The organism is Bradyrhizobium sp. JHI2711 (assembly GCF_056156565.1).
The window spans coordinates 1-25,393 of sequence record NZ_JBPZPT010000012.1; the positions used below are offsets into that span (position 1 = coordinate 1).

Consider the following 25,393-nt stretch of genomic DNA (forward strand, 5'->3'; position numbering starts at 1 on the left):
GGTGCCGAGGCCGTACAAAGGCTCTCTCCCTGGTTGAAGCGGCTCGAGCACTACGCGAACAGCGAAGCACCAGACGAACTCAAGCACTGGGAAGGCATTGACTACGATCAATTCAACTTCCGTGTCAGCGACGCGTCATCGGGCCGCACGAGTGTTGCCGAAGAAAGCGCGAGAGAGCTTCACGATGCAAGTCTTAAAGGTCGTCGCGAGGATGCGAACGGCCGTTCGCTTCGGGTAGATCGGGCCAAGTATCATCTTGAGATCGACCGGGAAGCGACAGCGAGTCTCCTCAGTATTGGAGCCAGATCAGCGAATTGTCAGGACTTTGATGTGTTTCTTGCTGCCCTGTCGGGTGCGTGTGGAGCCCTGTTCGGCAACTATTCGCTCTGGATTGATAGCCTGACCTCGACACGAGGCCGGCTGTTTGACGATTTCGATTCATCTCAGATCATTGGTCTTCTCAGCGAGCTCGTTCCGCTTTCACTGAATGTCACAGGAAGGGAGTCGCGTTCCGACCGTGCTCGTTTGATATACCGGCAGCGCAATGCGCTGCCGCGCGGGGGAATAGGCTTTCGGGCCCTGAAATTCCTAAACCGAGATCCAGCCGTGCGGCGTCGGCTCGATCGCCTGCCACTGCCCAGAATTGGGGTGAATTATCGCGCCCGCTTGCAGCGCCATTTCCCACGCCGTTTTCTAGACACAGAACCTTCTCCACTTTGGATCGGCGAACACATGCATCAAGCGGCGGCGATCCACGTCTTCTGGTTCGATGTCGGATATCAATCGGGCGATCTACAGATTGACACCACGTATGATCCGAGCATGGTCGATTATGAGGTGACCCGCCATCTTTGCACGGTCTTGCAACAGGAGCTGTTGCAGACGATCAATGAAATTCGGAAGATCTCGGGACACCTTCATCCATGAGTGAGCCCGATGCGGAATTCGCCGCCGAGGTCGATCACGATGTGATGCCGAACAAGAACGCTCGCATCGATCTATCAGACCCCGGTCTGTTCAGACTTATCCTACGGCTCGCCATTCCGTCTGTTGTTGGCTTGTCGATCAACGCGTTGCAGCAGGTCGTCAACGCAATCTTTGTTGGGACACTCGGCGCGCCGGCGATCGCAGCCGTCAGCATGACCTTGCCGATCGTGGTCCTGCTCGCGGCGGCCGGACAGGGGATAGGAGTTGGAGCAGCGTCGTTCATATCTCGTCATCTTGGTGCTGGTGAGTACCTAGAGGCGAGTCGAGGCGCCAGTACCGCTCTCGCGCTCGCCGCGCCAGTCGGCATCACGGTCACAGTCGCTCTGTTTCTAAACATGCGAGAGATCTTCCTAGCGCTCGGGGCAACTCCAACCATCATGCCCCTGGCGCTCGACTACGCGACGACGCTTTTGTTCGGATGCACCCTGATGCTTCTGAATATCGTCAACGGCTTCATCGTCCGAGCCGAAGGCGATACGCGATTTAGCATGTGGACGATGATGACCGCCTTCATACTGAACGCTGGCCTTGATCCAGTGCTCATATCCGTGCTGGACCTCGGTGTGCGAGGCGCCGCTCTCGCAACGCTTGTGTCTCAGACTGCGGCTATTAGCCTCTATATCGCGTATTTTACCAAGCGACGCGGAATGGTCGTCGTCAGGATGTCTCACATCTCGTTGCGAGCAGATCGCATCAGACAGATAGCGTTCGTGGGGGCGCCAGCGACCATGACCAGCATCTTATCTGCTATTACTGTCGTGCTCTTGTACGGAGCAGCTGCGCCCTTCGGCGAAGAGTCCATCGCGGCCGTGGGAATAGCGGTGCGACTCTTAACGATTGGCGCACTGCTTATCAGCGGTTTCTGTATGGGGTCTCAAGCTATCCTGGGTTTTGGCTGGGGCGCACGCGATTTTGCTCGCGTACTGAGGGCTGCAAAGGTCATGCTCTCTATCACGGTTGCGCTTTCCTTTGCGTATTCCGCGACCGTTATGGTTTTTGTCCGTCCTTTGGTCGGGCTGTTCAGCGATAGCGATAGCGTCAGGGAAATTGCCGTTTCTGCCTGCACCGTCTTCCATCTCTTTTTTGGACTGTATGGTATTGAGACTGTCGTCACGGCGATGCTTCAATCGCTCGGGAGAGCGCGTCTCAGCGCGGTTGTGTGTTTCGCGAGACATTATCTCTTCATTCCGGCTGTACTGTTCTTCCCTGCCATCTCTGGCTTCAGCGGAGTATTGGCCAGTCAAGCCATCGCGGAGCTAGGCGCCGGGATGATTGCACTGTTTATCATGCGCCGTCAGTTCGTTGAGCTCAGGCGATGCGGCCGACACATTCAGCCTGGAATCGAAAGTGCTCTTTGATCTGATCATCGGAGCCGGCATTTAAGCCTGCATGGCCGGCGACGGGATGGCTCCAAAATTAGGTGTGATGTGCAAGAGCGAGTCGCTATGTATCGGTCTATATCGCTGCGATTGCGATGAAGGCAAAGCCGTCGAACGTCGTGCGCGGGTGGCGCAGCGCGGCGAGGTCGACGTCGCGCCTAGTCTTGGCGAGCACTCGAGCTCAAGCCAAGGATAAGAGAGACCGATCATGAGGAAGCTACATCCGTGGCTTATGATCTGAAATCCGACCGCCCTTCAGTGTCGTGTCGCTCATAGTGAGGCAAGTAGGCAGCCGGAATTTGCGGCTTGCAGTCTGAGAACGCAAAGACGCCTTCGGAGCGATATTCCCGGCTGTGGGCGCTCTGTTTCGATTGTGTGTACTCAACTACCGCGAGGCCAAGCGGCATGCACGCCGTAAGGAAAATCTACGTCTCCGGGTAGAACGAAAGACACGGCATCACGGGGACGACCTGCATTCGTGCCGAGTGCAAATTTCGAAAATCGAGGGATTAAGTCCGTTGTTAAGCTCCGAGCCGAGAGGATTCGGCGGCGAAAACTCTAGCCAAAAATGGTCCAGTTTGACGGCCTCAGATCCCTTGAATCGTACGTAGCGTCAAGTTGTATCTCAGATGGGTGGGACGGCCCCCGACCACGCCAAGGCTATCCAACGAGCGAAAAGGATTGCGAATGTTTCAATTCTTAGACTCACGCCGCAGGACTTCCGTGATCAGCGAAAGCAGGGCGGTTTGAACGGCACGCTCTTCTTTAGCGATGGTGGCGGTGTTGTTCACCCGATGCAGGCCCGTTCCCCTTCGGATGCACCTCGGAGCACCAACACGCCATTGCGCAAGTGGCGGCTTACGAATCGCCGATGCTGATCTCGTTACGAACGCGGCTGCGCGACGAGCGGAGCTGGAGCTCTCCACCGATCCAACAAACGACTAACATTTTGATGAACGAAATGGGAGCCATGATGACCGGCGAATCTATCCTGATTTTGGGCGGCGGACCGCGAGTGCGGACGCAATATCGTGAACAGCGAAACCAACATGTTGGCGCCGACGTCGGCACCAGTGGCAGCGACGCTGCTTCTTGGGCGGGTTGCACAATGGCAGAAATGCCGCTCGATCATCGCCTCTACCCGTTGCGACCGCCTATTCCGCTTTGGACATACCCACCTCCTACTCGGCAGCAGAGCTTCGTGGCCCTAGCGGACGGCCTGCCATGGCGGCCTATGCTAGCAGCCATTTCGCCGCGGACCGGACCGCGCATGGTTTCCGGGGCGGCATGAGCTATGCCAAGAGGTGAGGCTCCCTTGACCGCCTCAGTCAGGCCGCTTGAACGGGCGAGTAATCATGGCTTTTGAGACACAGCATCCAGTATTCCAGGCCTTGCGCGAGCGTCTATTACTGGGCCATTGGCTACCCGGCACAGCCTTGAAGCCTGCCGACATTGCCGATGAGCTTCGCGTCGGAATTTCGCCCGTACGAGAGGCTTTGATACGGCTGACTGAGCGCGATGTGGTGCAAAATGTCGACCACAAGGGGTTCAACGCCAGGCCGATCGACCCACATCAAGCCATCCTGTTCTGCAACATGCTGTCGCAAATGTATGTCGATAGCATCAGCGATTTCACCAAGGCGAAGCTGATTGATGAAGTGGCGGCAAGCTTCTGCGGTGAAATTAAGCCCATCTACGCAAGCAATGAGGATCCCGCCAAACTCTTCTTGAAAGCAGGCGAGTGCTATCGGCGCGCGTTGCTGGTCAAACAGCATCGCCACATTGCGGATCACGTCGCGGACGTCGTTTATGTCTACCTTTCACGCGCAATGGGAACACGTACGTACTACAGCGAGTTGCTTGTCGAAAGTCAAAGTATCAGTGCGTTGATGGTCGAAGGGCAGCACAAAGGCGCAGCCCGTGCCATCCAAGACTTTTTCAGGCGCCGGGTCACGGAAGTTATGCGAGCACAAGCGAGGCTCTCGCGGATGCCGACCACGACAAATCTAGCACGTAGTCACGTGGACTTATCACGCCCCGGCGATGCGTGATTGCTATGATCGTCGTGTCCGACGCGAGTTGCCGAAGTTCGTCGAAGATTCCGCGCTCGGTCTGCTCGTCCAACCCGGAACTGGCCTCGTCGAGGAGCAACAGCCGAGGCCTTGCGATGAGGGCACGGGCGATCGCAAGGCGCTGCCTCTCGCCGCCGCTTAGCAATTGGCCCCGCTCGCCGACGCGGTAGTCCAAACCGTCCCGCAAGGAGGTCACCTTATCAGCCAGATGGACGCATTCTAGTGCGTGGAACACGTCCGCATCGGGAAACGGGCGGCCCAGCAGAACGTTTTCGCGGATACTCAGATTCATCATCATAGGCTCTTGGGGCACGTAACCTACGTGCGCCAAGTAATCTTCCGGATCGATCGTGGCCAGGTCCAGAGAGCCAACGCGTACCAGGCCGCTGTAGCCTTGATGCATTTTTAGCAGGAGCTGCATAAGCGTCGATTTGCCAGCGCCCGAGCGTCCGATGATGAAGTTGATGACGCCGGGCTTGAACTCGCCCGTTATCCCAGAGAGAAGCGGCGAGGCGGCGCGCTCATAACCAAACGAAAGCGCGCTGATGGAAATGGCGAGTGAGCCCGATATCGGCATAGTACGCTTGAGCATAGCGGGTCGTGCCGCTGGGGCATGGGCATCAAGCAGCGCCTGCAGCGGCCGGGCCATGCCACGCGCAATGATGATGTCTCGAATTGACATGCCAATAAGCTCGAAGGGCCGGTTCAGTTGAACCAGGATCATGCTCACCATGACGAGCCCACCTATCTCGCCTGATCGGTCATAGAGCCACAGCGAAAGCCCCAAGATCGAGGCATACTGAACGAACAAGAGGGTCGCTTGCAAAGCGCCATAGCGCAACCGGGCGCCATAGAACGAGAGCCAGGCTCGGCGCGTGGCGGCGGCCTGGCGGTCATACAACTCAGCTATCCAGGGTTGAGCGCGGAACACCCTGATCGAAATGATGTTCTCGATTGCATTTCCTAAAACGTTCGAGCCCTCGTTACTTGAGGCCTGCGCCTCAGCCTGATACACTTTTGTAACTCTATTGCTCTTCCACGTTATCAACACGAGGACGGCGCCGTAGGCTAGAACGAACAGCGCCACAAACCAATTTGCTGCTCCACCGACGGCAAGGAACGAGAACGCAACATCGGCGACCCCGCCCATCAGCACCATCAAATAGAGCTGAATGTACATCTTATTGGACTGGTGCCAACTCTCTACCATTGCCGAAATCTTGCTCGGATTGTTTTGAGAAAACAGCGAGCCCTCGGCGCTCACCAGAGCGGCCATGATCTTCTTGCTGGAGAGATTACGAACGTCCTGTTCCAGCCTGTTCGACAGAACCGCCTTGACCTCCTGCAAGCACCGAGCAAGTGCGGTCGTAACGGCAAACAGCAACAACAAACTGAGCGTAAGAAGCGGCGGCGCGCTGGCCAGCCGGGCGACGGCCCGTGAGAACAAGAGCGGCCCGGCGACCGTGCAGGCAGACGCTGCAATGGTCGTGAGCAAGAAGCCCGCGACAAGAACGCGGGAAGATTGCAGGCTCGTCTTGATGATGTCCCATTGGAGCGGGGGCAAGAGCGGCTTACCCCAGTTCATGAAGGTCCATCCAATCGGCAACAGCGCAGAGACGAACGAGTGCAAACGCTGAGTCGTATGACAAATTGTCGATAGCTGAACGGAGGAGATCGCGGGAGATCAAGCCTTGCCGATACAATGCACTACGCTCGACACGTGACACTAAGGCACCATATTCGTACCGCATTAGCATGTCGCGCCCGGCACCTTTGCCAACCCGATAGTAGATCACGTCGGGCAAATGTTCCCGGAAGGCCTCGCGCTCAAGTGCACGATCAATTCCATTTGAGTGATGATGTCGGCGAGCCGTGACGAGACTTGCCTTGATGAGCGGCCAGAACACAAACGCCTTTCGCTCTTCTACCGCAATGTCTCGTAGTGCGATGCGATTGAGCTCCGCATGACGCATGCCGAAGAACTGAAACAGTCGCGTCGTCGGCAGGTGGCGTAGGGACCTGGCGCCTGGTACGAGCTCTGCACCGAAATCCGGCCGCACTGACGCGACAGGCGACTGCGGCCGATGATCACCGAGCATATGGCGGCGTAAGTCCCGGCCGCTCCGACCGGTGATCACCTCGCGAAGAACACGCCAGACAGACGTTCGAGCCTGAATCGCAAGGCCGGCGAGCTCGCGCAATGCATCTTGTGGCGATCGGGATTCGGCAAGCAGCTCTCTGGCCATCGTCAAGCGGCGCATTCTGAGAAATAGTTGATCGCCTCCGTCTCCTGTGAGCACCAGGCGCGATCCTGCGGCCTGCGCAGCCTCGTGAAGTTGAGCCGTTGTGGCGATCGTGGCCGCTAGCTTACAAGGTCGCGGCGTTGGAGCCAGCAATTCTGACGATAGATGGGTCATCGACGAGCGAGCATTCGTTTCGACATAGGTTGGCGCGCCGCCCACCTGCTCGGCTAGCGCGGCAAAAAAGAAGCGTTCGTCACCATTGACGTCCGTCTCTGAGTAGCTGTTCAGGAGGGAAAGGGGCCTGCCTCGATGGAGGTCGGCCGCAGCCAGCGCCACTACCGACGAATCAAGGCCCCCGGAACATTGAATACTGAAAGCACCGCCATAGTGGCGGGTTTTGTGAGCGACGCTCGCTGAGATCAATTGGCGAAAACTGGCCACGTCATCCTTGAAAGAGAACGCCGAGGTGTTGAGCCTGGCTACGGCGCCCGCCAGAAAATCGACTTGCCGAAAAGTCCCCCTTGAGACGATGAGCGCCGCGCCACTCAGTAGCTCAAAAATCCCACACAACCCTGTTTCCGGGGTCAACCAAGACGCGTTGCGTATCAGGCCAGTCAAATAGCCAAAGTTGAAGGCGTGGCGTTGCGCCAAGGCGGCATCTGGCAGCTTCAGTCCTGCCCAGCACTCAATCTCATCATTTCTGACCTGGTAGAAGATGGAGATCTCCGAGAAAGGTGGGCGTACGATCGCGATGCCACTTGGCGCGCGAACAATGAACGCCGCATCGCCAGCGTACCGCTCCTGCAGCAAGGCGACAATCTCCGGCAGAGACGTGTCTTTGAACTGTGTTGGCTCCAATTCAGTCGGCATGCCGGTCTCGGCGTCAACAATATCGTTGAGCACCGTGATTTCCACGCGGCCGTCTACAATGATGGTGGCAAGCTCCTTCGCTGAATCCAAGAGCCCATCTACATTGAGTCTCATTTCGCGAAGCTCAAGATGACGCTGTAGTCCTCCACAGCACGCTTCGCGTCGTTCAAAATGAGGTCACCAGATTGCAGCCAGGCGTGGGCTCTGAACGGGGGCTGCTTCACACCAACGAGGAGCTCGAGCGATGCGATGTAGGGATAGAAAAACAGATACCCCCCTACGGAATCCTCAAGGCAGCGCGGGCGGCGGAACCGAAGATTGCGCAGATGTTGGAATACGCTGGCGTAGTAATCGATTGTTTCGACTCCCATTGACGCCGGTGCTGTTCCCCGACGCGAGGCACGTAAAAAGTCGAGTTGACGAGCGATGGTCTGGCTGCGAACGAAGCGAGCAGCATGAGCCGCACGCGCATAGTGCCACACCAGATGGAGGGGTGGGAGAAAGGCTGGCGGTGAACTCAGGCAATCGCGCAACTTGGCCGTCGTCTCGGTTAGCCGTTCACGCTCCTCCGGACAAGCTGCAGAAGTGCTCGCCATGCTGTAACGATTGGATTGCAGGTCGAGGCTGATCCAACGCCCGTTAGACCACGCATGAAATATGTCACTCACAGCAGCGATCCCTTGGCCACCGCCTCAAACTGATGGGATGGGCCGAAGCCCATCCCATCAAGACGGTCCGCGTCAATCGGACTCATCCACGAAATAATAATCGCCGGTCGTGTGTTCTGCGCGCCACGAGCCCCCAAAGCCTTTTGTGAGCTCGGTGGCGTCCCCGAGGTCCTGCACCGTGTCATTGATAGCGGTTTCATTGATAGCGGTTGTATTCATCCACTTTCTCCAGAGTGACCGGCATATCGCCAGCGCGCGGAAGCTAGCATCGTGATATAAAATAGGGCTTTTATTTTCTGAGTATGATCTCGAGCGATTTGAAAAATAGTTTGACGTTGCGGAGGATGCGGGATGGGCGACGAGGCAATTAGGTGGCGCGTTTGCGGCCAGCGGCCGAAGGGACGATGATTCAATCACCTATAGCGCCTGAGTAGAGTTACCGGCACGGAAGGCGTCTAGTTCAATGGTAGCAATTCCATGGCCAGCGACCGCTTCGCGCTGACAGACAGTACCAGATCCAGTGCAGGCAGCCGATCTGACTTAAGCAAAGTCTAATCCGACTTCGTCACCGCGCAATGCCGCGACAGTTTCCGTCGCCGTGCGAAAGCTTGCTCAAAATGATCGCGATATTTGCCGAATCAGGCACCATGCTGCTGGGCTTGCAAGCCGCCAACCACTTTTGGCTTGGCATCGGGTCCGGCGCAGCAGCGCACCGACCCGTCTAACCGAACATAGATCTCTCAGCCGGCTTGGCGTTCTGGTAACGCTGCGTGATTTACGGCAGCAACTCCCGCTGAGGCGCGTCACGTTGCGCTTTGAAAGCGACGACGAAGACCTCAAGCCCGGCCGAGGTTAAACCGTTCTCAGTGACGAGACCCAGCCGCATGAGGTTGACCGCTGTCTCCATACATGGAACCTCCGCCAGCCGAGCGGACGCCCAGCGGTCCGCTTGCAGGACGCCTTCCAACAATGATGAGAGAGCTTTTACTGATCGTGTCGCCCCCGTGCAGTGGATCGTGTGACTTTGCCGGGCTGGCCGCGTTTGTTTGGAATTCTGCAGAACGATCTCGGTCAGCGCATATTGTCGCCGTTGTGTCGCCCATTCTTCGCGATTTTGCAGAGAAACAACCTGGCCTTTCGATTAAAAGGAGGGGCCAAACAGGAGATTGCATATGAAGGTCGGGGTCCCTAAGGAAATCAAGACGCACGAATACCGCGTGGGTCTGACCCCTGGCGCCGTCCGCGAATATGTGGCTGCCGGTCACAATGTACTGGTCGAGACCAATGCGGGTGCCGGCATTGGCGCGAGCGATGACACTTATCGCAAGGCCGGCGCGACGATTGTCGGCTCAGCTCGTGAGGTCTTCGCATCCAGCGAGATGATCGTAAAGGTGAAGGAGCCGCAACCTTCTGAATGGACTCAGCTGCGCGAGGAGCAGATCCTTTTCGCGTACCTGCATCTGGCGCCAGACCCGGAACAGGCGCGGGGACTCCTCAAGTCTGGATGCACCGCTATCGCCTATGAGACCGTGACGGATGCGCATAGCGGGCTTCCGCTGCTTGCGCCGATGAGCGAAGTCGCGGGAAGGCTTGCGGTCGAAGCGGCAGGCAGCGCCCTGAAGCGCTATAGCGGCGGGCGAGGGCTGTTGATCGGCGGCGTTCCTGGCGTGCAGCCGGCCCGCATCGTCGTGATCGGAGGCGGCGTTGTTGGGACACATGCGGCCCGAATGGCCGCTGGCCTGGGCGCCGAGGTCACGATCCTCGACCGTTCGATCCCCCGCCTTCGCGAGCTGGATGAACTGTTCGAAAGCCGCGTTCGTACCAGATTCTCGACCATAGATGCCCTCGAAGAGGAGGTCTTTGCAGCCGACGTTGTCATCGGCGCGGTCCTCGTCCCCGGTGCAAGCGCACCGAAACTCGTGAGCCGCAGCATGCTAGGCTCAATGCGCAAGGGATCCGTCATCGTTGACGTCGCCATCGATCAAGGCGGCTGCTTCGAGACATCGCGCCCGACCACGCACGCCGATCCAACTTACGAGGTGGATGGCGTCATTCACTATTGCGTCGCCAATATGCCCGGAGCCGTCCCGCTCACATCGAGCCAGGCACTGAACAATGCCACACTGCCCTTCGGGCTGGCGCTCGCCAACAAGGGTTTCGCGGCGGTGCTCGAGAATCCGCATCTGCGGGCAGGCCTCAATGCGTATCGCGGCCGGCTTACTTACAAGGCTGTAGCCGAGAGCCTCGGCCTGCCATTCTCCCCGATCGAACAGGCTGCGGCCTGATCCCAGAAGTCCCTATGGGACGTTTCCTCCCTCACTTAAGGGCCGCTCCTTGGAGTGGCCCTTTTTTTGTGCCCGGCATGTTCGGCAGCTTGGAGGTGGAAGCCCTCTACTTTTGGATAGCTATGAAATCCCCCACGGGATCGAATCAACGTGAATCATCCCCTGAGCGAACTCGCGTGGATGACTAGTAAGTGCATTACAACCCAAAGATCCGAAGGAGACGCACTCAGACCAAGCCCACGCTTCGCCGGGGGTGTTACGGCTCGATACGTTCCGACCAGAGCGATATCGTCTTCGATTTACCCCGATACTTCTCGCTGGTCGATCAGTTCCTTGCCGGCGAGGGCGAGTTCAGCTTCGTAGACCGCGCGATCAGTCACCTCGATACGCTCGATATAGTCCCACGGGCTCCTCAGTATCGCGGCTCTAACGTAAAGACATCCGTCTCAGACCAGGTGGCAGGCGACGAACCGGCCGGGCGCAACCTCCTTCAAAGGCGGTCTTTCCGCGCAGACAGGCTTGGCTAAAGGACAACGCCCTCTCAGCTTGCATCCAGGCGCGATATCGATAGGGTTTGGAATTTCCCCGGACAAAGCGAAATCGTCGCGCTTTGCGTCGGGATCCGGAACTGGAATGGCCGCCAGCAAAGCGCGCGAGTAGGGATGCAAGGGCTTTGCAAACAGATCCTTTGTGCCCGACATCTCCACAATGCTGCCGAGATACATCACCGCAACGCGGCTCGCCAGGTACTTCACAGTGGCCAGGTCGTGGGAAATAAAGAGGTAGGACAACCCGAGTTGTTCACGCAGCTTCTCCAACAGAAGAATTGCCCGCGAGCGTAGTGATACGTCCAGTGCGGAGGTTGGCTCGTCAAGAACAACGAAGCGGGGATTCGTTGCAATGGCCCTGGCTATATTGACCCGCTGGCGTTGACCGCCCGAAAGCTCGTGCGGATAGCGGTCCAATAGATCGCGGCCGAGCCCCACCTCCTGCATGAGCTCCTCGATGCGGTCGCGCCGCTCCTTCGCCGGAAGCTTGGTATGAAGCGTGAGCGCCTCCTCCACCATCCGTCTCACCGATAGTCTGGGATTGAGCGAGGCAGTAGGATCCTGAAACACCATCTGGATGTCGCGGCGCAAAGGCTTCATGGCATGCGCATCAAGCCTCGCTATGTCCGTGCCATCATAGCAGACAGATCCCGCCGTCGGCTCGATTAGCCGGACCAGGCACCGCGCGACTGTCGATTTTCCACAGCCGGATTCGCCGACCAATCCAACCGTCTCGCCGGCTTCTATATCGAAGGAGACAGAGTCAACTGCCCGCACGACGGGCTGATCCTGACCTCGCAGGCGTGCGAGCGTCCCGGCCATCCCGCCGAGCGGAAAGTGCATTTGCAGATCACGTATCTCAACAAGTGCCACGGCGTTCCTCGAATCCATAACATGCTACAACATGGCCGGGGGCGGCCTCGATCATCGCAGGGCGTGCCGCGCGACAGCGATCCATTACCCACTCACAGCGTCCTGCGTAACGGCATCCGCTCGGCGGGTTGACCAGGGAAGGAACCGACCCCGGTATGGGCTCTAGGACGACGTCCCGATCGACCCTCGGTATCGATCGGACGAGCGCCTTGGTATAGGGATGGGCGGGATTATGGAACAGCTCCCGCACGGGGGCGCATTCCACCACTTGGCCCGCATGCATAACGGCAACGCGGTCGCATATCTCGGCAACAACGCCGAGATCGTGCGTGACCAGCATGATCGCCGCACCTGTTTTCGCGCTCAATTCGCGCAGCAGATCGAGAATCTTGGCCGCGATTGAAACGTCGAGCCCGGTCGTTGGCTCGTCCGCGAGCAGGAGCTGAGGTGAGGTTGCAAGAGCCATAGCGATCATGATCCGCTGGCACATCCCTCCCGAGAGCTGATGCGGGTATTGCTTGGCTCGCTTTTCCGGCGCCGGAATGCGCACAAGGCGCAGCATCTCGAGCATTTTCTTGTCCGCCTCTCGTGCCGACAAGCCGGCGTGGACCATCAGCAAGCGTGAGATCTGCTTTCCAACGGTCAGAAGCGGGTTGAGGGCGGTTCGCGGCGTCTGCGATACCATCGCGATCTTTGCGCCGCGCATGCGCCGCATCTGTTCCTCAGGGAGCGTACCCAGATCAACTCCGTCAAAGTGAACGCTTCCGGAGACGACGCGCCCTGGGGGACGGATCAGGCGCAGAATGGCGAAAGACGTGACTGACTTTCCCGACCCGGACTCGCCGACCAGCCCGAGAACCTCGCCCCGGCGGATCGTCAGGTTGATGTGGTCGACTGCTTCAATGGCACCCTGGTTTATCTGAAAGTGGACGGTCAGATCAGAAATCTCAAGCAGCTCGGTCATCTCAATCCCCTCATGCGCGGGTCAAGCAAGTCACGGAGTCCGTCGCCGATAAGGTTGAATGCGAGAACGGAAATCATGATGGCAAGGCCAGGAAACAGGAACAGCCACCATTCTCCCGTGACGATCTGTGAGGCACCTTCCGCGGTCATCACGCCCCATTCGCTCTGTGGCGGCTGAATTCCAAGGCCAATGAAGGAGAGCGAGGCCATCGTCAGAAGCGCAAAACCCGTCGAGAGGGTCGCCTGCACAATCAGCGGGGGAAGGCAGTTCGGCAGCAGGTGAATGAACACAATCCTCCAGGTCGGATTGCCGAGCGTGCGAGCAGCATCGGCATATTCCATCTCCCGGAGCCGAAGCATCTCTCCACGGGTCAGCCGCAGATAAGCCGGGATTTGTGTGATCGAGATGGCAATTGCGACATTGGTGGTGGAATTGCCAAGCCCTGCCGTGATGCCCATGGCCAGTACGAAGGCCGGGAAGGCCATCAGAGCGTCGACGACGCGCATCGCGATCGTATCAGCCCACCCCCGGCTGTATCCGACGACTGCTCCAAGCAACCCTCCGATTGAAACGGCAACAAACGTTGCTGCAAAGGCAACCAGCAGGTCGACCCGGGCCGCAAAAATGATTCGCGAGAGTTGATCGCGGCCGAACTCGTCAGTTCCAAGCGCATGCTGCCAGGAAGGCGGCTGCAAAGAAGCTGCAGGGTCGGTGGCATCGGGCGGGTAGGGCGCCACGATCGGCGCCAATATCGCAGCCGCCGCGATCAGCACGATCACGCACAGTGCCGCAAAGGAAACAGGATTGCGCTGAAGCCGCTGCCACACCAGAGATGAAGCCGGTTGCGAAATCGAAGAGGAGAATGATGAGGACATCAGCTGAACCTAATCCGGGGGTCAACGAGGCCGTACGCGATATCGACTGCCAAATTGACCATGACACACGTCACTGCGACGAAGAGGATGAAAGACTGGATCGGAGCCGAGTCCTTCGTAAGCAATGCAGTCACCGCGTAATTGCCAATGCCGGGCCATGAGAACACGCTTTCGACGACCGCATTTCCGGCCATCAAGAATCCAAAAACGATTCCGGAAATAGTGATGACAGGTATCAGCGCATTTCGCAGCGCATCCCGATAAATCACCGTTCTTCGCGGCAATCCGGCCGCCCAGGCCGCCTTGATGTAGTCGGACTCGAGGATCTCAAGCATGGTGGACCGCACCATGCGTGCGACTGGCGCGATCGCGCTGAGCCCGAGGGTCGCTGCAGGCAGCATGAGCTGATGCAGACTTGATCGTAAGGTGGTCCAATTGCCGGTAAGCAGGGAGTCGATCACATAAAGTCCGGTTATGTGTGCGGGAGGTTCTATGCCGGATCCGAGGCGCCCCAGCGGTGAGGGGGCCATGTTGAGCATGTAGAAAAAGACGTAAACGAACAGGAGCCCGGTCAGGAAGCTCGGCATGGCGACACCCATGATGCCGACCACTCGTCCGATATGGTCGATCAATGTGTCGCGATGCACCGCTGACAAGACCCCAAGAGGCAGTCCGATCACGATCGCGATGAGAAGGCTCGCCAGATTGAGCTCGAGAGTGGCGGGCAGGCGCTGCAGAAAGTCCTGAGACACCGGCCGTCCCGTCGAGGCACTCTCGCCAAGATCGCCTTTGAAGATGCCCGAGACGTAGCGGTAGTATTGCTCTGGAAACGGGCGATCCAGGCCCATTTGGTGCTCCATTTCAGCGAGATGTTCGGGCGTGGCAAACGGGCCCGCCTTGACCATGGCCGGATTGCCCGGGAGTAGGTAGGTGAGGGTAAAGCAGATCACGCTGACCCCGAACAAGGTCGGCAGAGCCAGCGCAAACCGTCGCATGACATAATTGAAGAAACCCATTGGAGCGCTCTCCCGTTTAATACGAAGATGACGTGCTCAGGCGAGCTTCATGCTGAAAAAGCGCTCATAACTATCCCAACGCTTCTCAATGCCAACGAGGTCGGATCGCATGACGCGGGTCCAGTTTTCGTACCAGAGGTGCCCCCAAACGGCGTCGCCGATGATGATCTCCTGCAGGCTTTTTGCCGCCGCCAGACGCTTGCTGGTGTCGGTTTCATGCATGTTCTCATCGATCAGCTTGTCGACTTCTGGATTGGAATAGAACGAGGTGTTCGTGCCCTTCGCTGTGCTGTGGAAGTTGAAGAACAGGTGATAGAAGGGATCGTTGATCCAGGACTGCCAGGACTCGATCGAAAGCTGGTGATCGCCTTTGGTTGCGATTTGGCGGAAGGTGGCTTCGGTTTCCTTGACGATGTTCACCTTGAAGCCGATCTTCTCCAGCTCGGTCTGGAGCCAGATCGAGGCCTGCTCGTGCGGCTGCCATCCAGCGCGTACCGCAAGGTCTATCGGAACCGGATCCTTGCCGAAGCCCGCCTCGCGCATCAACTCCTTGGCCTTTGCGATGTCGTACTTGTAGGGACTGATCGTGTTGTCGTAACCGGGCGTCAAACTAGGTACAGGGCTCTTCATCTCGGTGCCGAAACCATACAGCACGCTCGGGATGATCGCCTGGACCGGGATGGCGTAGTTGATGGCCTGCCTCACTTTGACATTGTTAAGCGGAGCCTTCTGCGTGTTCATGCAAAGCCAGTGACACAGGGTGTCCGGCACGGAGACTGTCTTCAAACCTGGCTCCGCCTCGAGGCTCTTCACATTGCGCGGAGACAGCGTTGATCTGCCGACGACCATGTCGATGGCTTTGCGCTTGAGCAGCAGCACGCGATCGGCTTCGTTCGGCACATATTTGAGAACGATCCGATCGAAATAGGGGTGACCACGCCAGTGATCAGCCTGCGCTTCCAGGACGACTTCGACGCCCGGCTGGTTCTTGACTAGTTGATACGGCCCGACGCCGGCCGTATTTCGCTTCAACCAGTTGGCGGCCCAGGGATCGTCTGCGTTCGCATTCGCCTTTACCTCATCCGGATCAAGCAGCGCGTTGTTCATAAGCGCCATCATGTCCAGCGCCATCGGGCTTGGCGAGGGCATATTGATCTCGATCGTGAAGTCGTCGCGCACCTTGAACTGCTCGGGCTTGGTTACCCCAAGAAGGCGCGGAAACAGGAGGCGCATATAACCCGGCGACTGCAGCCCGCGGTCGAGGAGATACTTCACGGTCGTGGCGTTGACGTCGCGGCCGCTCGGTAATTTCAGGCCTTTGCGGATGTTCAGCACCAGCGTGGCGTTGCCATTTTCGAAGGACCAGGACTGAGCGATGCCGCCCTCGATCTCGCCAGGCTTTGCTTGCGACACTCCCGGCTTTCCCTCGACCGGCTGCACCTTCCACATCAGCGGACTGTCGTAAACGTTTGCCTGCACCGTGTAGCCGGCCGACGTCTTGAACGAGGCCGGATCGAGCGTGTCGATGTCGGCATCCCAGGCGACTGTCAGCGTTCGCTTATCTTGTGCGGCAGCTAAACGAGCTGTGCCCGTGAATGTGAGCGCCGCGACGCTGGTTGCGGCGAACTTCAAGAAATCCCGACGGCGCGTGTCCCTGTTCATCTCATTCCCCTCCTGACTGTGCGCGAAAGATTTGCCGGTCGTCCGGTGCGCGATGGCTTGCATTATTGTCATCGTCCTGCTATTGTCAACTAAGTTTCAATATACGAAACTATGTGATCAAAAAATGGGCGCAATTGAAAATGCCGCGCAAATCCTTAGACTTTTTGGGCCCGGCAGGCTTGAAGTCTCCGTGACAGAAGTCTCGCAGTTATTGAGTATGCCCAAAAGTTCAGCATCTCGTTTGCTGAAGACGATGCTGGTTGAGGGGCTCCTGTCGCGCTCGGAAAATCCTCCGCGCTACAAGGTTGGAAATTTGCTTTTTGAGATTTCGCGCCTCTACAAGCTGAACTCCTCCTTGATCGACGCGGTCGATGAGGCCGTAAAGGAGATCACCCGGGAGACTGGGCATACCGGTTATGTCTCGATCCTTGATGGTGCGGATGTTCTGGTCATCCGGATGCACCAGGGGTCTCATGCCTTGCGCGTATTCACGCCGCTGGGCCAGCGTGCTCCTGCATTTGCGACTGCGATTGGGCGCAGTCTGCTCTCGCGCTTTCCAGATAATGTGGTGCGCTCCCTTCATCCTGAAGGCGTCACGCCGCCTTCGCCGCGCGCCCCTCAAAATGTCGACGAGCTGGTGGCGGCGCTGGATCAGCCGCGCCGGTTCGGTTGGGCCGAGGCCCTCGATGAAGCGATCCCCGGGGTCGGCTCAATCTCCGTGAGCGTCTCCGATCCAGAAATCCGCGAGACGGTGGGCTTCTGTATTTCCTATCCAGCCTCGCACATGAGCGATGAGGAGAGGAATCGTGCGATCACGCTGCTTACGACTGCCGCTGAGCGTATCGCGCACCGCTTCGGCGATCAGTTTCTCATGCAGCGTGCGCAGCGCGCCCTTGGTGGTGGCGGCCCGGTTGCTGCTTGATCCGGTTTTTTGTCGCCGCAATTGACGCGGCTCGGAGGCTATAGATGAGACAATTGAGTCCGGAGGATATCGAGGCGCTCTCCGTCGGCGCCTGGATTCTCGGAACGGGTGGCGGCGGGAGTCCGTATCACGCGCTCTTGAGCATGCGGAGTTACTACAATGAAGGCGTTCGCGTAGATCTGATCGATCCCGACGAGCTGGACGATGATGATGCGATCGCGGTTGTCTCCATTATGGGCGCGCCGCTTGTTTTCCAGGAGCGTCTGGTCGACAGCAGGCTCATCGCGCGCGCCGTGTCGGCCATGGAGGAGCATCTTGGTCGCAAGTTCAGGGCGGTGATGGCAGTCGAAATCGGTGGCGGCAACGGCATGCAGTCCTTGCTCGCTGCCGTCCACCTGAAAATTCCAGTTGTCGACGCCGATGCGATGGGGCGTGCCTATCCTGAGGCGCAAATGACGAGCTTTGCGGTGGGCGGTCTCGCTCCCTATCCGCTGACCTCCGTAGACCCGCGCGGTAATGAGGCGATCGTTGGCAAAACCTCCTCCTGGAAATGGATGGAACGTGTGAGCCGAAAGCTTTGTACCGAGTTCGGGTCCATCGTCGCGACCTGCAAGGCGCCGCGCACCGGTGCTGAGGTGAAGAAATGGGCCATTCCCCGTACCACATCCAAAGCCATCAATCTCGGGCGGGCGGTTGCCGAGGCCAACCGGCAGCACGCTGACCCGATTGCAGCCATTCTGAAAGCGGAATCCGGCAGGTTCCTGTTCTCCGGCAAGGTCGTTGAAGTCGAGCGGCGGACAACGGAGGGCTTCCTGCGCGGCCGCACAGTCGTGGAGGGGCTTGGCGATGATCACAGCAGCCAGATCCGGATCGATTTCCAGAACGAGTGGATCGTCGTGTGGCGCGATGGGCAGGCGCTCGTCTCGACGCCCGACCTCATTTGCGTTCTCGACAGTGAATCCGGCGAAGCGATCGGAACGGAAACCATTCGCTACGGCCAGCGGACAACCGTGATCGCGCTGCCGGCGGCTCCGGTCTTCCTCTCGCCGCGCGGGCTCGACCATGTCGGCCCCCGCGCTTTTGGTTATGACATCGATTTCAAGTCGGTATTCTGCTCATGAGACGCATTGGGATTGACGTAGGTGGCACCAATACGGATGCCGTGCTGATCGACGGCGGAAAAGTCGTTCAAGGCGTGAAGGTCGCCACCACGGCCGACGTCACCAGTGGTGTGGCTGCGGCCATCGGGGCGCTCGATCTGAGTGCCGAGCATGCGAGCGGTCTCGACGCGCTGATGATAGGTACGACCCACTTCATCAATGCGGTCGTTCAGCGCCGTCATCTGACGAAAGTGGCAGTAATCCGAGTTGCACTCCCCGCCACGAGCTCCCTGCCGCCCTTTACCGACTGGCCGGCTGGGCTTGCCGAGCTCGCCAATGGCGGGGTCTTTCAAATCGAAGGCGGCCACGATTACGACGGGCGCAGGTTCGCCCCTCTGGATATCGCGGCAGCCAAGCGAATTGCGCGCGAAATCGGCAATCTCGGCCTCAAATACGTCGTGGTCAACGCACTGTTCTCTCCGCTTGATCCGTCCGACGAAGAAGCGGTCGCCGCCATCCTGCGCGAAGAAATCCCCGATGTGTCGGTGACCTGCGCACATTTGCTCGGCGGGATCGGATTGCTCGAACGTGAGAACGCCGCAATTCTCAATGCCTCTCTCATTGCGCTTGCTCGGGAGACCATCACGGCTTTTGAGCAAGCCAAGTCAAAGGTCGGGCTGAACGCGCCGCTTTTTGTCACGCAAAACGACGGCACCGTCGCGGAGGCCTCGCGTGCCGCCGCATACCCTGTGTTCAGCTTCGCCTCCGGTGCGACCAACTCGATGCGCGGTGCGGCCTATCTTTCCGGGCTCAAAGATGCGGTGGTGGTTGACGTCGGCGGAACGACGGCGGACTTTGGCTACTTGCGGAACGGCTTTCCCCGTGAAGCCAACACGGTCGTTCATATTGGAGGCGTCAGGACCCTATTCCGCATGCCGGACCTCGTTTCCATCGGACTTGGTGGCGGCAGCCATATCGACCTTGGAGCGGCAGCCATCGGGCCGCTCAGCGTTGGGTATCGCCTGTCCACGGAAGCGCTGGTGTTTGGCGGCAATCGCGTGACCTCGACCGACATCGGCGTTGCCGCCGGACTGATCGACCTTGGCGATCGCAAGCGTGTGGCACACATCACTGCCGATGACGTGAAGAGGGTTCTGCGCCGCTGCAAGGAGATGCTGGAAGAGAACGTCGACCGGATGAAGACAAGCGCTTCAGACGTCACGCTGATTGCGGTCGGGGGCGGCGCGTTTCTTGTTCCGGAAGAATTGCAGGGCGTCGGGCGTGTCGTTCGGGTTCAACACGGGGGCTGCGCGAATGCGGTTGGCGCAGCCATTGCGCAGGTCAGTGGTGAAGTCGATCAGGTGTTCCAGGGGCTGACGCGAGACGAGGCGGTTGCTTCAGCACGCAAGCTTGCCGATTCCCGGGCAGTGGAGGCCGGCGCGGATTCGGAATCGCTTGCCCTGGTCGAGGCAGAGGATACGCCGATCGCCTATCTGCCCGGAAATGCCATGCGCGTGCGCGTCAAAGTCGTCGGCAATATCCGATCAACCCGAATTGGGCAAACAGCCAAGGAGAAAGTCACATGCCAGTCCGTTTCCTGATCAGCACGCTCAAGGAAGGGGTCGACCCAGCGGAATATGAGGCCTGGGTCCGCGAGCGCGACTACGCTCTCGTGCGGAGCCTCGACAATTACGTGAGCTACAAGGTTCATCGCATTCGCCGCCCCATCCAGGGCGCCGAAAACTCGACGTGGCAATACATCGAAAGGATCGAGGTCAAAAGCCTGGAGCAACACGACAGGGACCTTGCCTCACCGGCTGGTGTTGCGCTGCGAGAGGAGCTCTATGGCAAGTTTCTCGATCGCTCGAAGAACATCTATTTCGTCAGCGACGAGATAGAATGATCTGTGCTCCGCGTTGAGCTCTGCCTAGTCCAAGAACGTAAGCGCAAACAGGACACCAACAAGATGACCCTCGACCTGCTGATTCTCGGCAACGCGCCAATGGCCAAGATGCTTGATCGCGTGAAGCTCGCCGAAGCGAGCGGATACGACACGGTCTGGCTTGCCGATGAACGGTTCTATCGGGAGGTCTATTCGTGTCTTGGATATTTTGCACAAAATACGTCTCGGGTCAGGCTCGGACCTTGCGTGACAGATCCCTACGCCAGACATCCGGCGCTGACGGCCATGGCGATTGCGACGCTCGACGAGATTTCCAACAAGCGCGCAATTCTCGGCCTCGGCGCCGGTATTTCCGGTTTTGCTGAGCTTGGCATCGATCGGAAGAAGCCGGCGCGCGCTATCAGCGAAGCGATCGAGGTCATTCGGATGCTCCTGCGCGGCGAGACCGTCACCTACGAGGGAGAGGTCATTCGGTTCAAGGAGGGCAAGCTGAATTTCACCCCTGTTCGCGCCGATATCCCAATCTATGTGGCCAGCAATGGTCCGCTCGGCCAACGGACGGCAGGCGCTTGCGCCGATGCCGCGTTCATGGAGGCCGGCGGCAATGCTCCGGAAATCAAGGCCTTCCGCGCGAGACTGGACGATGGGGCCAGGAAGGCGGGCCGCGATCCCAAATCCGTCAGGCTGATCGTTCGGCTCAATGCCTGTGTTGCCTCAGACGGTCAGGCCGCCCGTGACGCGCTTCGGCCGACGGTTGCAAGACTGCTCGGGGCAGGGCGTCTCAAGTTTGAAACAGCCGAAGAGCAGGGGCTGACCTTGCCGGAGGACGTGCTCGCCTCTGTCCAGGGCGCCCATTACGCCGCCGGGGTGACGCCTTACCTTCCTCTGCTGCCATACGTGACCGATCGCCATATCAACGCCTTCACTTTGGCCGGCAATGTGGAGGAGGTGACCGCGCGTGTGATCGAACTGCGCCAGGCCGGCGTCGACGGGATTATCATCATGCCCTTCGCTCCCGAAGGAGGTACGATCGAGGATACGATCGCCAAGATGGGCTCCGAGGTGTGGCCTGCCGCCCAGGCGCTGGAAGGGAGCAAGCCATGAGCTTTGATCTCCATCGGCCGGCCACGGTCACTGAAGCTATCGACCTTGCTCAACGCTTTGCGCCGACCGCGCGCTATGTCGCCGGCGGGACCGATACGGTTATCCAGATCAATCGGAAGAAGATCGATCCCGTACATCTGATCGATGTCGCCTGCCTGGCCGGAATGAGCGAAATCACCGAGACTACCGAAGCATTCACCCTTGGCGCGTTAACGAGGTACCGCACGATCGAAACGCATTCTGCGTTTCGGGGTAATCTGCGAGCGTTGGTCGAAGCTGCCAGCGTCGTCGGTGGCCATCAAGTACGAAATATCGCAACCATCGGCGGCAACATCGTCAATGCTTCTCCTGCCGCCGACTTTGTGCCGCCACTGCTCGCGCTCGATGCAAGCCTCGACATGACAGGTCCCAATGGACGGCGCTCCGTCCCCTTGCGCGACTTCATCGTCGGCCCGGGAAAGACTGATCTCTTGCCCGCCGAGATCGTGACCAGCATCCGATTTGCCAAGCTTCCGGCCGGATCCGCAACCGCCTTCCTGAAAGAAGGGCGCCGGCGGGCCATGGAGATATCGGTGGTTTGTGTTGCAGCTTGCTTGACGCTGGATGCCTCCACCTCGCGTTGCGCTTCAGTGCGCCTGGCAATCGGAGCCGCAAGCCCAAAGGCGTTCCGGCCCGAACAGGCGGAGAGTTATCTCATCGGCAGATCTGCCGGAAAGGAAAGCTTTGTGGAGGCGGGCAGGATCGCGGCAGAGGCTTCCAGTCCCATTTCTGATGTTCGCGCGTCGGCCGGCTACCGCCGCGGTCTTGTCGCGGTCATGGTCGAGCGCGCGCTCGGGACATGTTTGCAACGAATTCGGGAACAGGATCAATGAACCGGAAAATTCTCAATATCGTTGTCAATGGCGAGAGCCATCAGCTGCTCATTGAGCCTCATTGGACGCTGCTACAGGTCCTGCGCAACGGGATCGGCATGATGGGCACCAAGGAGAACTGCCTGGAAGCAGAGTGCGGGGTCTGCACGGTGCTGCTCGATGGAAGGGCCGTCAATTCCTGCATCCTGCTCGCGGGGCAAGCTGAGGGATGCTCGATCACCACGATCGAGGGGATCGGCGATCCCGAGCATCTGCATCCCCTTCAGGAAGCATTCATCGAATGCGGCGCCGTTCAGTGCGGCTACTGCATCCCGGGCATGATCCTGACGGCAAAGTCATTCCTGGACGAAAATCCGGGCTGCCGCCCCTCGCGCGACGAGATCAGGGAAGCTATCGCAGGTACCCTTTGCCGCTGTACCGGCTATCGCAAGATCATCGATGCCGTGGAAACCGCGGCAGAGCGCATCGCACTTTCGGGAGCCAAGCAATGAACGCTCAAACCCATCGCGTTGCCGGTCACCGCCTGCCCCGGCGGGATGGCGTCGGCAAGGTTACCGGAAAGCACGTTTACGCTGCGGATTTCAAGCTGCCCGGTATGCTCTACGGCAAGATCCTGCGCAGTGCTCGCGCGCACGCTCTGATCAAGAACATCGACATCTCGCGCGCGGCTGCGATCGCAGGCGTGCGTGGCATCATCACCGCCGCTGACATCCCGCAGGTCCGCTATGGAACGGCGGTGCGCGACACGACCGTATTTGCAACCGATCGCGTCCTGTTCATGGGACATGCGATCGCCGCGGTCGCTGCCACGTCATGCGAGATCGCCGAGCGCGCGATTGAAGCCATCAAGGTTGAATATCAGGATCTACCGGCACTGTACGATCCGGAAGAGGCGCTCACAAGCGATATCCGCATCCATCCTGATTGGGAAACCTACAAGGCGCTCCCGATCATTTCGCGCAAGGACAACATCGCAGGTCACGCCCGTATTCACGTCGGCGATGTCGAAGGAGCCTTCGCAAAGGCTCATAAGGTCTATGAGCATCGGTTCACGACCTCGCTTCAGCATCCAGGATACACCGAGCCGCGCGTTGCGACCGCGGATTGGGATGCGAACGGGATAGTGACGGTCTGGTGCAACACCCAATTGCCGTTCGACACGCAAACGACATTGGCCGAAATCCTCGATTTGCCGGCCGCGCGGGTGCGCGTCACCGTGCCGGGAATTGGTGGTGGCTTCGGTGGCAAGCTGAGGATCGGTGTCGAGCACTTCGCAGCTCTCCTGGCGCGCAAGACTGCCCGCCCGGTCAAAGTGATGTCGACGAGCGAAGAGGAGCTTATAGCCGCGCTTCCGCGTCAGGCTTCCGTGGTTCTGCTCAAAACTGCCGTTGACAAGGATGGGCATCTTCTTGCCCGAAGCGGTCGGGTCATCGTGGATTGTGGCGCTTATGCCGGCTCAGGTCCAGGCACGGCTGCTATCGCACTTCAGGTCATGGCAGGTCCGTACAAGACAGGAGCGCTCGCGTTCGAAAGCATCGCTGTCTACACGAACAAGGTCCATTCTGGCTCCTTCCGTGCTCCGGCGGGACCGATGGCGAATTTCGCGATGGAAAGCCAGATCGACATGATCGCAAAGGATCTCGGCCTGGATCCTCTCGAAATGCGCCTGCGCAACATCGTCAAGGAGGGGGATCCAGGCCCTTCGGGCGAGACGCACACCTCTGTGAGCATCGAGGAATGTCTGCGCAAGGCAGCCGATGCGATCGGCTGGCAAGATCGTAATCCCGAGCCAGGACGGGGCAAGGGCATCGCCTGCAGCTGGTGGATGACGACGGGTGGCTCGTCTGGTGTCTATGTCAAGATCAATCCCGATGGGAGTGCGACGCTCGTCAGCGGCGCCGTTGAAATCGGCACCGGCGCGATCACGGGAGCCGCTCAAGTGCTCGCCGAGGAGCTGTCTCTGGACTTGACGGACATCAACGTCACCGGGGTGGACACTCAGGCCGCGCCGTTCGACTACGGCGCTCAAGGCAGCCGTACGACCTTTTCTGTGGGCAATGCGTGCGTTGCGGCAGCTAAAGAGCTGCGGCGTCAGATGTTCGAACTCGCGGCCAAGCAGCTGGAAGCACCGATTGAGGATATGAAGCTGCAGGACAAGCACGTGGTCGTCGGCAACAAGTCGATTTCGATTGCGGAGCTGGCACGCATCTCGCGTCTTGCCGGTGGCGGGCTCATTGCGCATGGCACAGCCATTTCACCGGCACCAGCCTACGATCCGACACGCGTCAAGAACCATCCGCTCCCGGTCTGGAATACGCCGAGCTACCATGCCCACGCCGTCGACCTTTCGGTCGATCAAGCCACGGGCAAAGTGACGATCAATCGCTATGTCGTGGCCCAGGACGTCGGATATGCGATCAATCCGACCTATATTGAGGGACAGATCGAGGGTGGCGTGGCGCAAGGTATAGGCCAGGCCCTGTCGGAAGAGATCGTCTATCAGGACGGTCGCGTCATGAATGCGAACCTGACAGATTACAAGATGCCGACGGCGATGGATGTCCCGGAGATCGAGAGCATTATCGTCGAATGCCGATCCGCTGCCGGTCCTTACGGTGCCAAGGGCGTTGGAGAGCCACCATGCATCGAACCACCGGCTGCAATCGGCAATGCGATCGCGGCGGCGACTGGCTGCTGGCCGAACTCGCTGCCGATGACCGCTGAAAAGATTGCCGCCACAATGCGAGCCCCGCACTCATGATCCGCGTCGAGGTCAATATGCATGGAAATCTCCGTCGGTTCTTGCCCGGCGGGGTTGGATCCATTCAGCTTGACCTCCCCGAGGGAGCGACGATTCTCAACGTGATCGGCTCGTTGAGCGCCGAGCATGATGTCTGGCTGGCCTCGATTGGTGACATGGTCGTGCCGTTGTCAGCTGAAGTCAAAGACGGAGCCGAGCTCAATTTCTTTCCCTATCTTGAAGGCGGCTAGTATGAACTTCTTTGTTCGGCGACGGACCCAGAAGTGTTGACCCGCGATCGAGCCGTCTT

Annotated in this window: 22 protein-coding genes and 1 pseudogene; 13 read left to right on the forward strand and 10 right to left on the reverse strand. The window is 59.0% G+C overall.

The annotated features are described in order from the left end of the window. The 3 genes and pseudogenes from ACTEK7_RS35815 to ACTEK7_RS35825 all read left to right on the forward strand — a co-directional run. Positions 1-927 (forward strand): annotated as a pseudogene (locus ACTEK7_RS35815) (non-ribosomal peptide synthetase); the annotation flags it as partial. Continuing rightward, entirely contained in the window at positions 924-2,345 is a 1,422-nt protein-coding gene (locus ACTEK7_RS35820) for an MATE family efflux transporter (RefSeq protein WP_474810767.1), read from the forward strand. The pseudogene ACTEK7_RS35815 and the gene ACTEK7_RS35820, both read left to right, overlap by 4 nt. A gap of 1,376 nt (positions 2,346-3,721) precedes the next feature. Next, a complete protein-coding gene (locus ACTEK7_RS35825; RefSeq protein ID WP_225131377.1) occupies positions 3,722-4,417 on the forward strand; it encodes a GntR family transcriptional regulator in 696 nt (231 codons plus the stop codon). On the opposite strand, the gene ACTEK7_RS35830 is transcribed toward ACTEK7_RS35825, so the two are convergent. The 5 genes from ACTEK7_RS35830 to ACTEK7_RS35850 form a co-directional block, all read right to left on the reverse strand. After that, positions 4,326-6,023, reverse strand: coding sequence for an ATP-binding cassette domain-containing protein (locus ACTEK7_RS35830; RefSeq protein ID WP_225131375.1), 1,698 nt, complete (start codon positions 6,021-6,023; stop codon positions 4,326-4,328). The two genes, ACTEK7_RS35825 and ACTEK7_RS35830, sit on opposite strands and share 92 nt — an antisense overlap. Next, a complete protein-coding gene (locus ACTEK7_RS35835; protein WP_225131372.1) occupies positions 6,010-7,641 on the reverse strand; it encodes an asparagine synthase-related protein in 1,632 nt (543 codons plus the stop codon). The genes ACTEK7_RS35830 and ACTEK7_RS35835 overlap by 14 nt, the downstream gene beginning before the upstream one ends. Before the next feature lie 20 nt (positions 7,642-7,661). Next, a complete protein-coding gene (locus tag ACTEK7_RS35840; RefSeq protein WP_225131370.1) occupies positions 7,662-8,219 on the reverse strand; it encodes a lasso peptide biosynthesis B2 protein in 558 nt (185 codons plus the stop codon). 72 nt (positions 8,220-8,291) lie between these two features. Further along, entirely contained in the window at positions 8,292-8,438 is a 147-nt protein-coding gene (locus tag ACTEK7_RS35845; protein WP_225131368.1) for a hypothetical protein, read from the reverse strand. A gap of 556 nt (positions 8,439-8,994) precedes the next feature. Further along, a complete protein-coding gene (locus ACTEK7_RS35850; protein WP_275945364.1) occupies positions 8,995-9,126 on the reverse strand; it encodes a hypothetical protein in 132 nt (43 codons plus the stop codon). Between the two features lie 265 nt (positions 9,127-9,391). Between ACTEK7_RS35850 and ald the strand changes: the two genes are divergently transcribed. Then, complete coding sequence (ald, locus tag ACTEK7_RS35855) at positions 9,392-10,504, forward strand: alanine dehydrogenase (protein WP_225148710.1); 1,113 nt, start codon at positions 9,392-9,394, stop codon at positions 10,502-10,504. A 446-nt stretch (positions 10,505-10,950) separates the two neighbouring features. On the opposite strand, the gene ACTEK7_RS35860 is transcribed toward ald, so the two are convergent. The 5 genes from ACTEK7_RS35860 to ACTEK7_RS35880 are packed head-to-tail and all read right to left on the reverse strand — an operon-like array spanning position 10,951 to position 16,505. After that, on the reverse strand, positions 10,951-11,925 hold the full coding sequence (locus ACTEK7_RS35860) for an ABC transporter ATP-binding protein (protein ID WP_225131364.1): 975 nt from the start codon (positions 11,923-11,925) through the stop codon (positions 10,951-10,953). Further along, entirely contained in the window at positions 11,912-12,889 is a 978-nt protein-coding gene (locus ACTEK7_RS35865) for an ABC transporter ATP-binding protein (protein WP_225131362.1), read from the reverse strand. Before ACTEK7_RS35865 ends, ACTEK7_RS35860 begins: the two co-directional genes overlap by 14 nt. Further along, a complete protein-coding gene (locus ACTEK7_RS35870; protein ID WP_225131360.1) occupies positions 12,886-13,764 on the reverse strand; it encodes an ABC transporter permease in 879 nt (292 codons plus the stop codon). The genes ACTEK7_RS35865 and ACTEK7_RS35870 overlap by 4 nt, the downstream gene beginning before the upstream one ends. Beyond that, a complete protein-coding gene (locus ACTEK7_RS35875) occupies positions 13,764-14,780 on the reverse strand; it encodes an ABC transporter permease (RefSeq protein ID WP_225131358.1) in 1,017 nt (338 codons plus the stop codon). Before ACTEK7_RS35875 ends, ACTEK7_RS35870 begins: the two co-directional genes overlap by 1 nt. A 36-nt stretch (positions 14,781-14,816) precedes the next feature. After that, positions 14,817-16,505 (reverse strand): ABC transporter substrate-binding protein, encoded by a 1,689-nt coding sequence (locus ACTEK7_RS35880; RefSeq protein ID WP_225148709.1) that lies wholly within the window; start codon positions 16,503-16,505, stop codon positions 14,817-14,819. Between ACTEK7_RS35880 and ACTEK7_RS35885 the strand changes: the two genes are divergently transcribed. The 9 genes from ACTEK7_RS35885 to ACTEK7_RS35925 all read left to right on the forward strand — a co-directional run bounded on the left by ACTEK7_RS35885 (position 16,495) and on the right by ACTEK7_RS35925 (position 25,334). Beyond that, entirely contained in the window at positions 16,495-17,364 is an 870-nt protein-coding gene (locus ACTEK7_RS35885; RefSeq protein WP_225148708.1) for an IclR family transcriptional regulator, read from the forward strand. The two genes, ACTEK7_RS35880 and ACTEK7_RS35885, sit on opposite strands and share 11 nt — an antisense overlap. 44 nt (positions 17,365-17,408) lie before the next feature. Further along, positions 17,409-18,485, forward strand: a complete 1,077-nt coding sequence (locus tag ACTEK7_RS35890) for a DUF917 domain-containing protein (RefSeq protein WP_225131344.1) — start codon at positions 17,409-17,411, stop codon at positions 18,483-18,485. Continuing rightward, complete coding sequence (locus ACTEK7_RS35895) at positions 18,482-20,065, forward strand: hydantoinase/oxoprolinase N-terminal domain-containing protein (protein ID WP_225131343.1); 1,584 nt, start codon at positions 18,482-18,484, stop codon at positions 20,063-20,065. The genes ACTEK7_RS35890 and ACTEK7_RS35895 overlap by 4 nt, the downstream gene beginning before the upstream one ends. Beyond that, entirely contained in the window at positions 20,047-20,367 is a 321-nt protein-coding gene (locus ACTEK7_RS35900; RefSeq protein ID WP_225131341.1) for a hypothetical protein, read from the forward strand. The genes ACTEK7_RS35895 and ACTEK7_RS35900 overlap by 19 nt, the downstream gene beginning before the upstream one ends. A gap of 63 nt (positions 20,368-20,430) precedes the next feature. Continuing rightward, positions 20,431-21,471, forward strand: coding sequence for an LLM class flavin-dependent oxidoreductase (locus ACTEK7_RS35905; RefSeq protein ID WP_225131338.1), 1,041 nt, complete (start codon positions 20,431-20,433; stop codon positions 21,469-21,471). Beyond that, positions 21,468-22,343 (forward strand): FAD binding domain-containing protein, encoded by an 876-nt coding sequence (locus tag ACTEK7_RS35910; protein WP_225131336.1) that lies wholly within the window; start codon positions 21,468-21,470, stop codon positions 22,341-22,343. Before ACTEK7_RS35905 ends, ACTEK7_RS35910 begins: the two co-directional genes overlap by 4 nt. Then, a complete protein-coding gene (locus tag ACTEK7_RS35915) occupies positions 22,340-22,834 on the forward strand; it encodes a (2Fe-2S)-binding protein (RefSeq protein ID WP_225131379.1) in 495 nt (164 codons plus the stop codon). Before ACTEK7_RS35910 ends, ACTEK7_RS35915 begins: the two co-directional genes overlap by 4 nt. Continuing rightward, positions 22,831-25,104, forward strand: coding sequence for a xanthine dehydrogenase family protein molybdopterin-binding subunit (locus ACTEK7_RS35920; protein ID WP_225131334.1), 2,274 nt, complete (start codon positions 22,831-22,833; stop codon positions 25,102-25,104). Before ACTEK7_RS35915 ends, ACTEK7_RS35920 begins: the two co-directional genes overlap by 4 nt. Continuing rightward, complete coding sequence (locus ACTEK7_RS35925) at positions 25,101-25,334, forward strand: MoaD/ThiS family protein (protein ID WP_225131332.1); 234 nt, start codon at positions 25,101-25,103, stop codon at positions 25,332-25,334. The genes ACTEK7_RS35920 and ACTEK7_RS35925 overlap by 4 nt, the downstream gene beginning before the upstream one ends. Positions 25,335-25,393 lie beyond the last annotated feature (59 nt).

Bases quoted from the DNA above. Each gene is read 5' to 3' on its own strand.
- ACTEK7_RS35890 (WP_225131344.1), top strand. From the start codon at position 17,409: ATGAGACAATTGAGTCCGGAGGATATCGAGGCGCTCTCCGTCGGCGCC.
- ACTEK7_RS35845 (WP_225131368.1), bottom strand. From the start codon at position 8,438: ATGAATACAACCGCTATCAATGAAACCGCTATCAATGACACGGTGCAG.
- ACTEK7_RS35865 (WP_225131362.1), bottom strand. From the start codon at position 12,889: ATGACCGAGCTGCTTGAGATTTCTGATCTGACCGTCCACTTTCAGATA.
- ACTEK7_RS35830 (WP_225131375.1), bottom strand. From the start codon at position 6,023: ATGAACTGGGGTAAGCCGCTCTTGCCCCCGCTCCAATGGGACATCATC.
- ACTEK7_RS35885 (WP_225148708.1), top strand. From the start codon at position 16,495: ATGGCTTGCATTATTGTCATCGTCCTGCTATTGTCAACTAAGTTTCAA.
- ACTEK7_RS35915 (WP_225131379.1), top strand. From the start codon at position 22,340: ATGAACCGGAAAATTCTCAATATCGTTGTCAATGGCGAGAGCCATCAG.
- ACTEK7_RS35850 (WP_275945364.1), bottom strand. From the start codon at position 9,126: ATGGAGACAGCGGTCAACCTCATGCGGCTGGGTCTCGTCACTGAGAAC.
- ACTEK7_RS35920 (WP_225131334.1), top strand. From the start codon at position 22,831: ATGAACGCTCAAACCCATCGCGTTGCCGGTCACCGCCTGCCCCGGCGG.
- ACTEK7_RS35900 (WP_225131341.1), top strand. From the start codon at position 20,047: ATGCCAGTCCGTTTCCTGATCAGCACGCTCAAGGAAGGGGTCGACCCA.
- ACTEK7_RS35910 (WP_225131336.1), top strand. From the start codon at position 21,468: ATGAGCTTTGATCTCCATCGGCCGGCCACGGTCACTGAAGCTATCGAC.
- ACTEK7_RS35925 (WP_225131332.1), top strand. From the start codon at position 25,101: ATGATCCGCGTCGAGGTCAATATGCATGGAAATCTCCGTCGGTTCTTG.
- ACTEK7_RS35895 (WP_225131343.1), top strand. From the start codon at position 18,482: ATGAGACGCATTGGGATTGACGTAGGTGGCACCAATACGGATGCCGTG.
- ACTEK7_RS35870 (WP_225131360.1), bottom strand. From the start codon at position 13,764: ATGTCCTCATCATTCTCCTCTTCGATTTCGCAACCGGCTTCATCTCTG.
- ACTEK7_RS35820 (WP_474810767.1), top strand. From the start codon at position 924: ATGAGTGAGCCCGATGCGGAATTCGCCGCCGAGGTCGATCACGATGTG.
- ald (WP_225148710.1), top strand. From the start codon at position 9,392: ATGAAGGTCGGGGTCCCTAAGGAAATCAAGACGCACGAATACCGCGTG.
- ACTEK7_RS35825 (WP_225131377.1), top strand. From the start codon at position 3,722: ATGGCTTTTGAGACACAGCATCCAGTATTCCAGGCCTTGCGCGAGCGT.
- ACTEK7_RS35905 (WP_225131338.1), top strand. From the start codon at position 20,431: ATGACCCTCGACCTGCTGATTCTCGGCAACGCGCCAATGGCCAAGATG.
- ACTEK7_RS35880 (WP_225148709.1), bottom strand. From the start codon at position 16,505: ATGCAAGCCATCGCGCACCGGACGACCGGCAAATCTTTCGCGCACAGT.
- ACTEK7_RS35875 (WP_225131358.1), bottom strand. From the start codon at position 14,780: ATGGGTTTCTTCAATTATGTCATGCGACGGTTTGCGCTGGCTCTGCCG.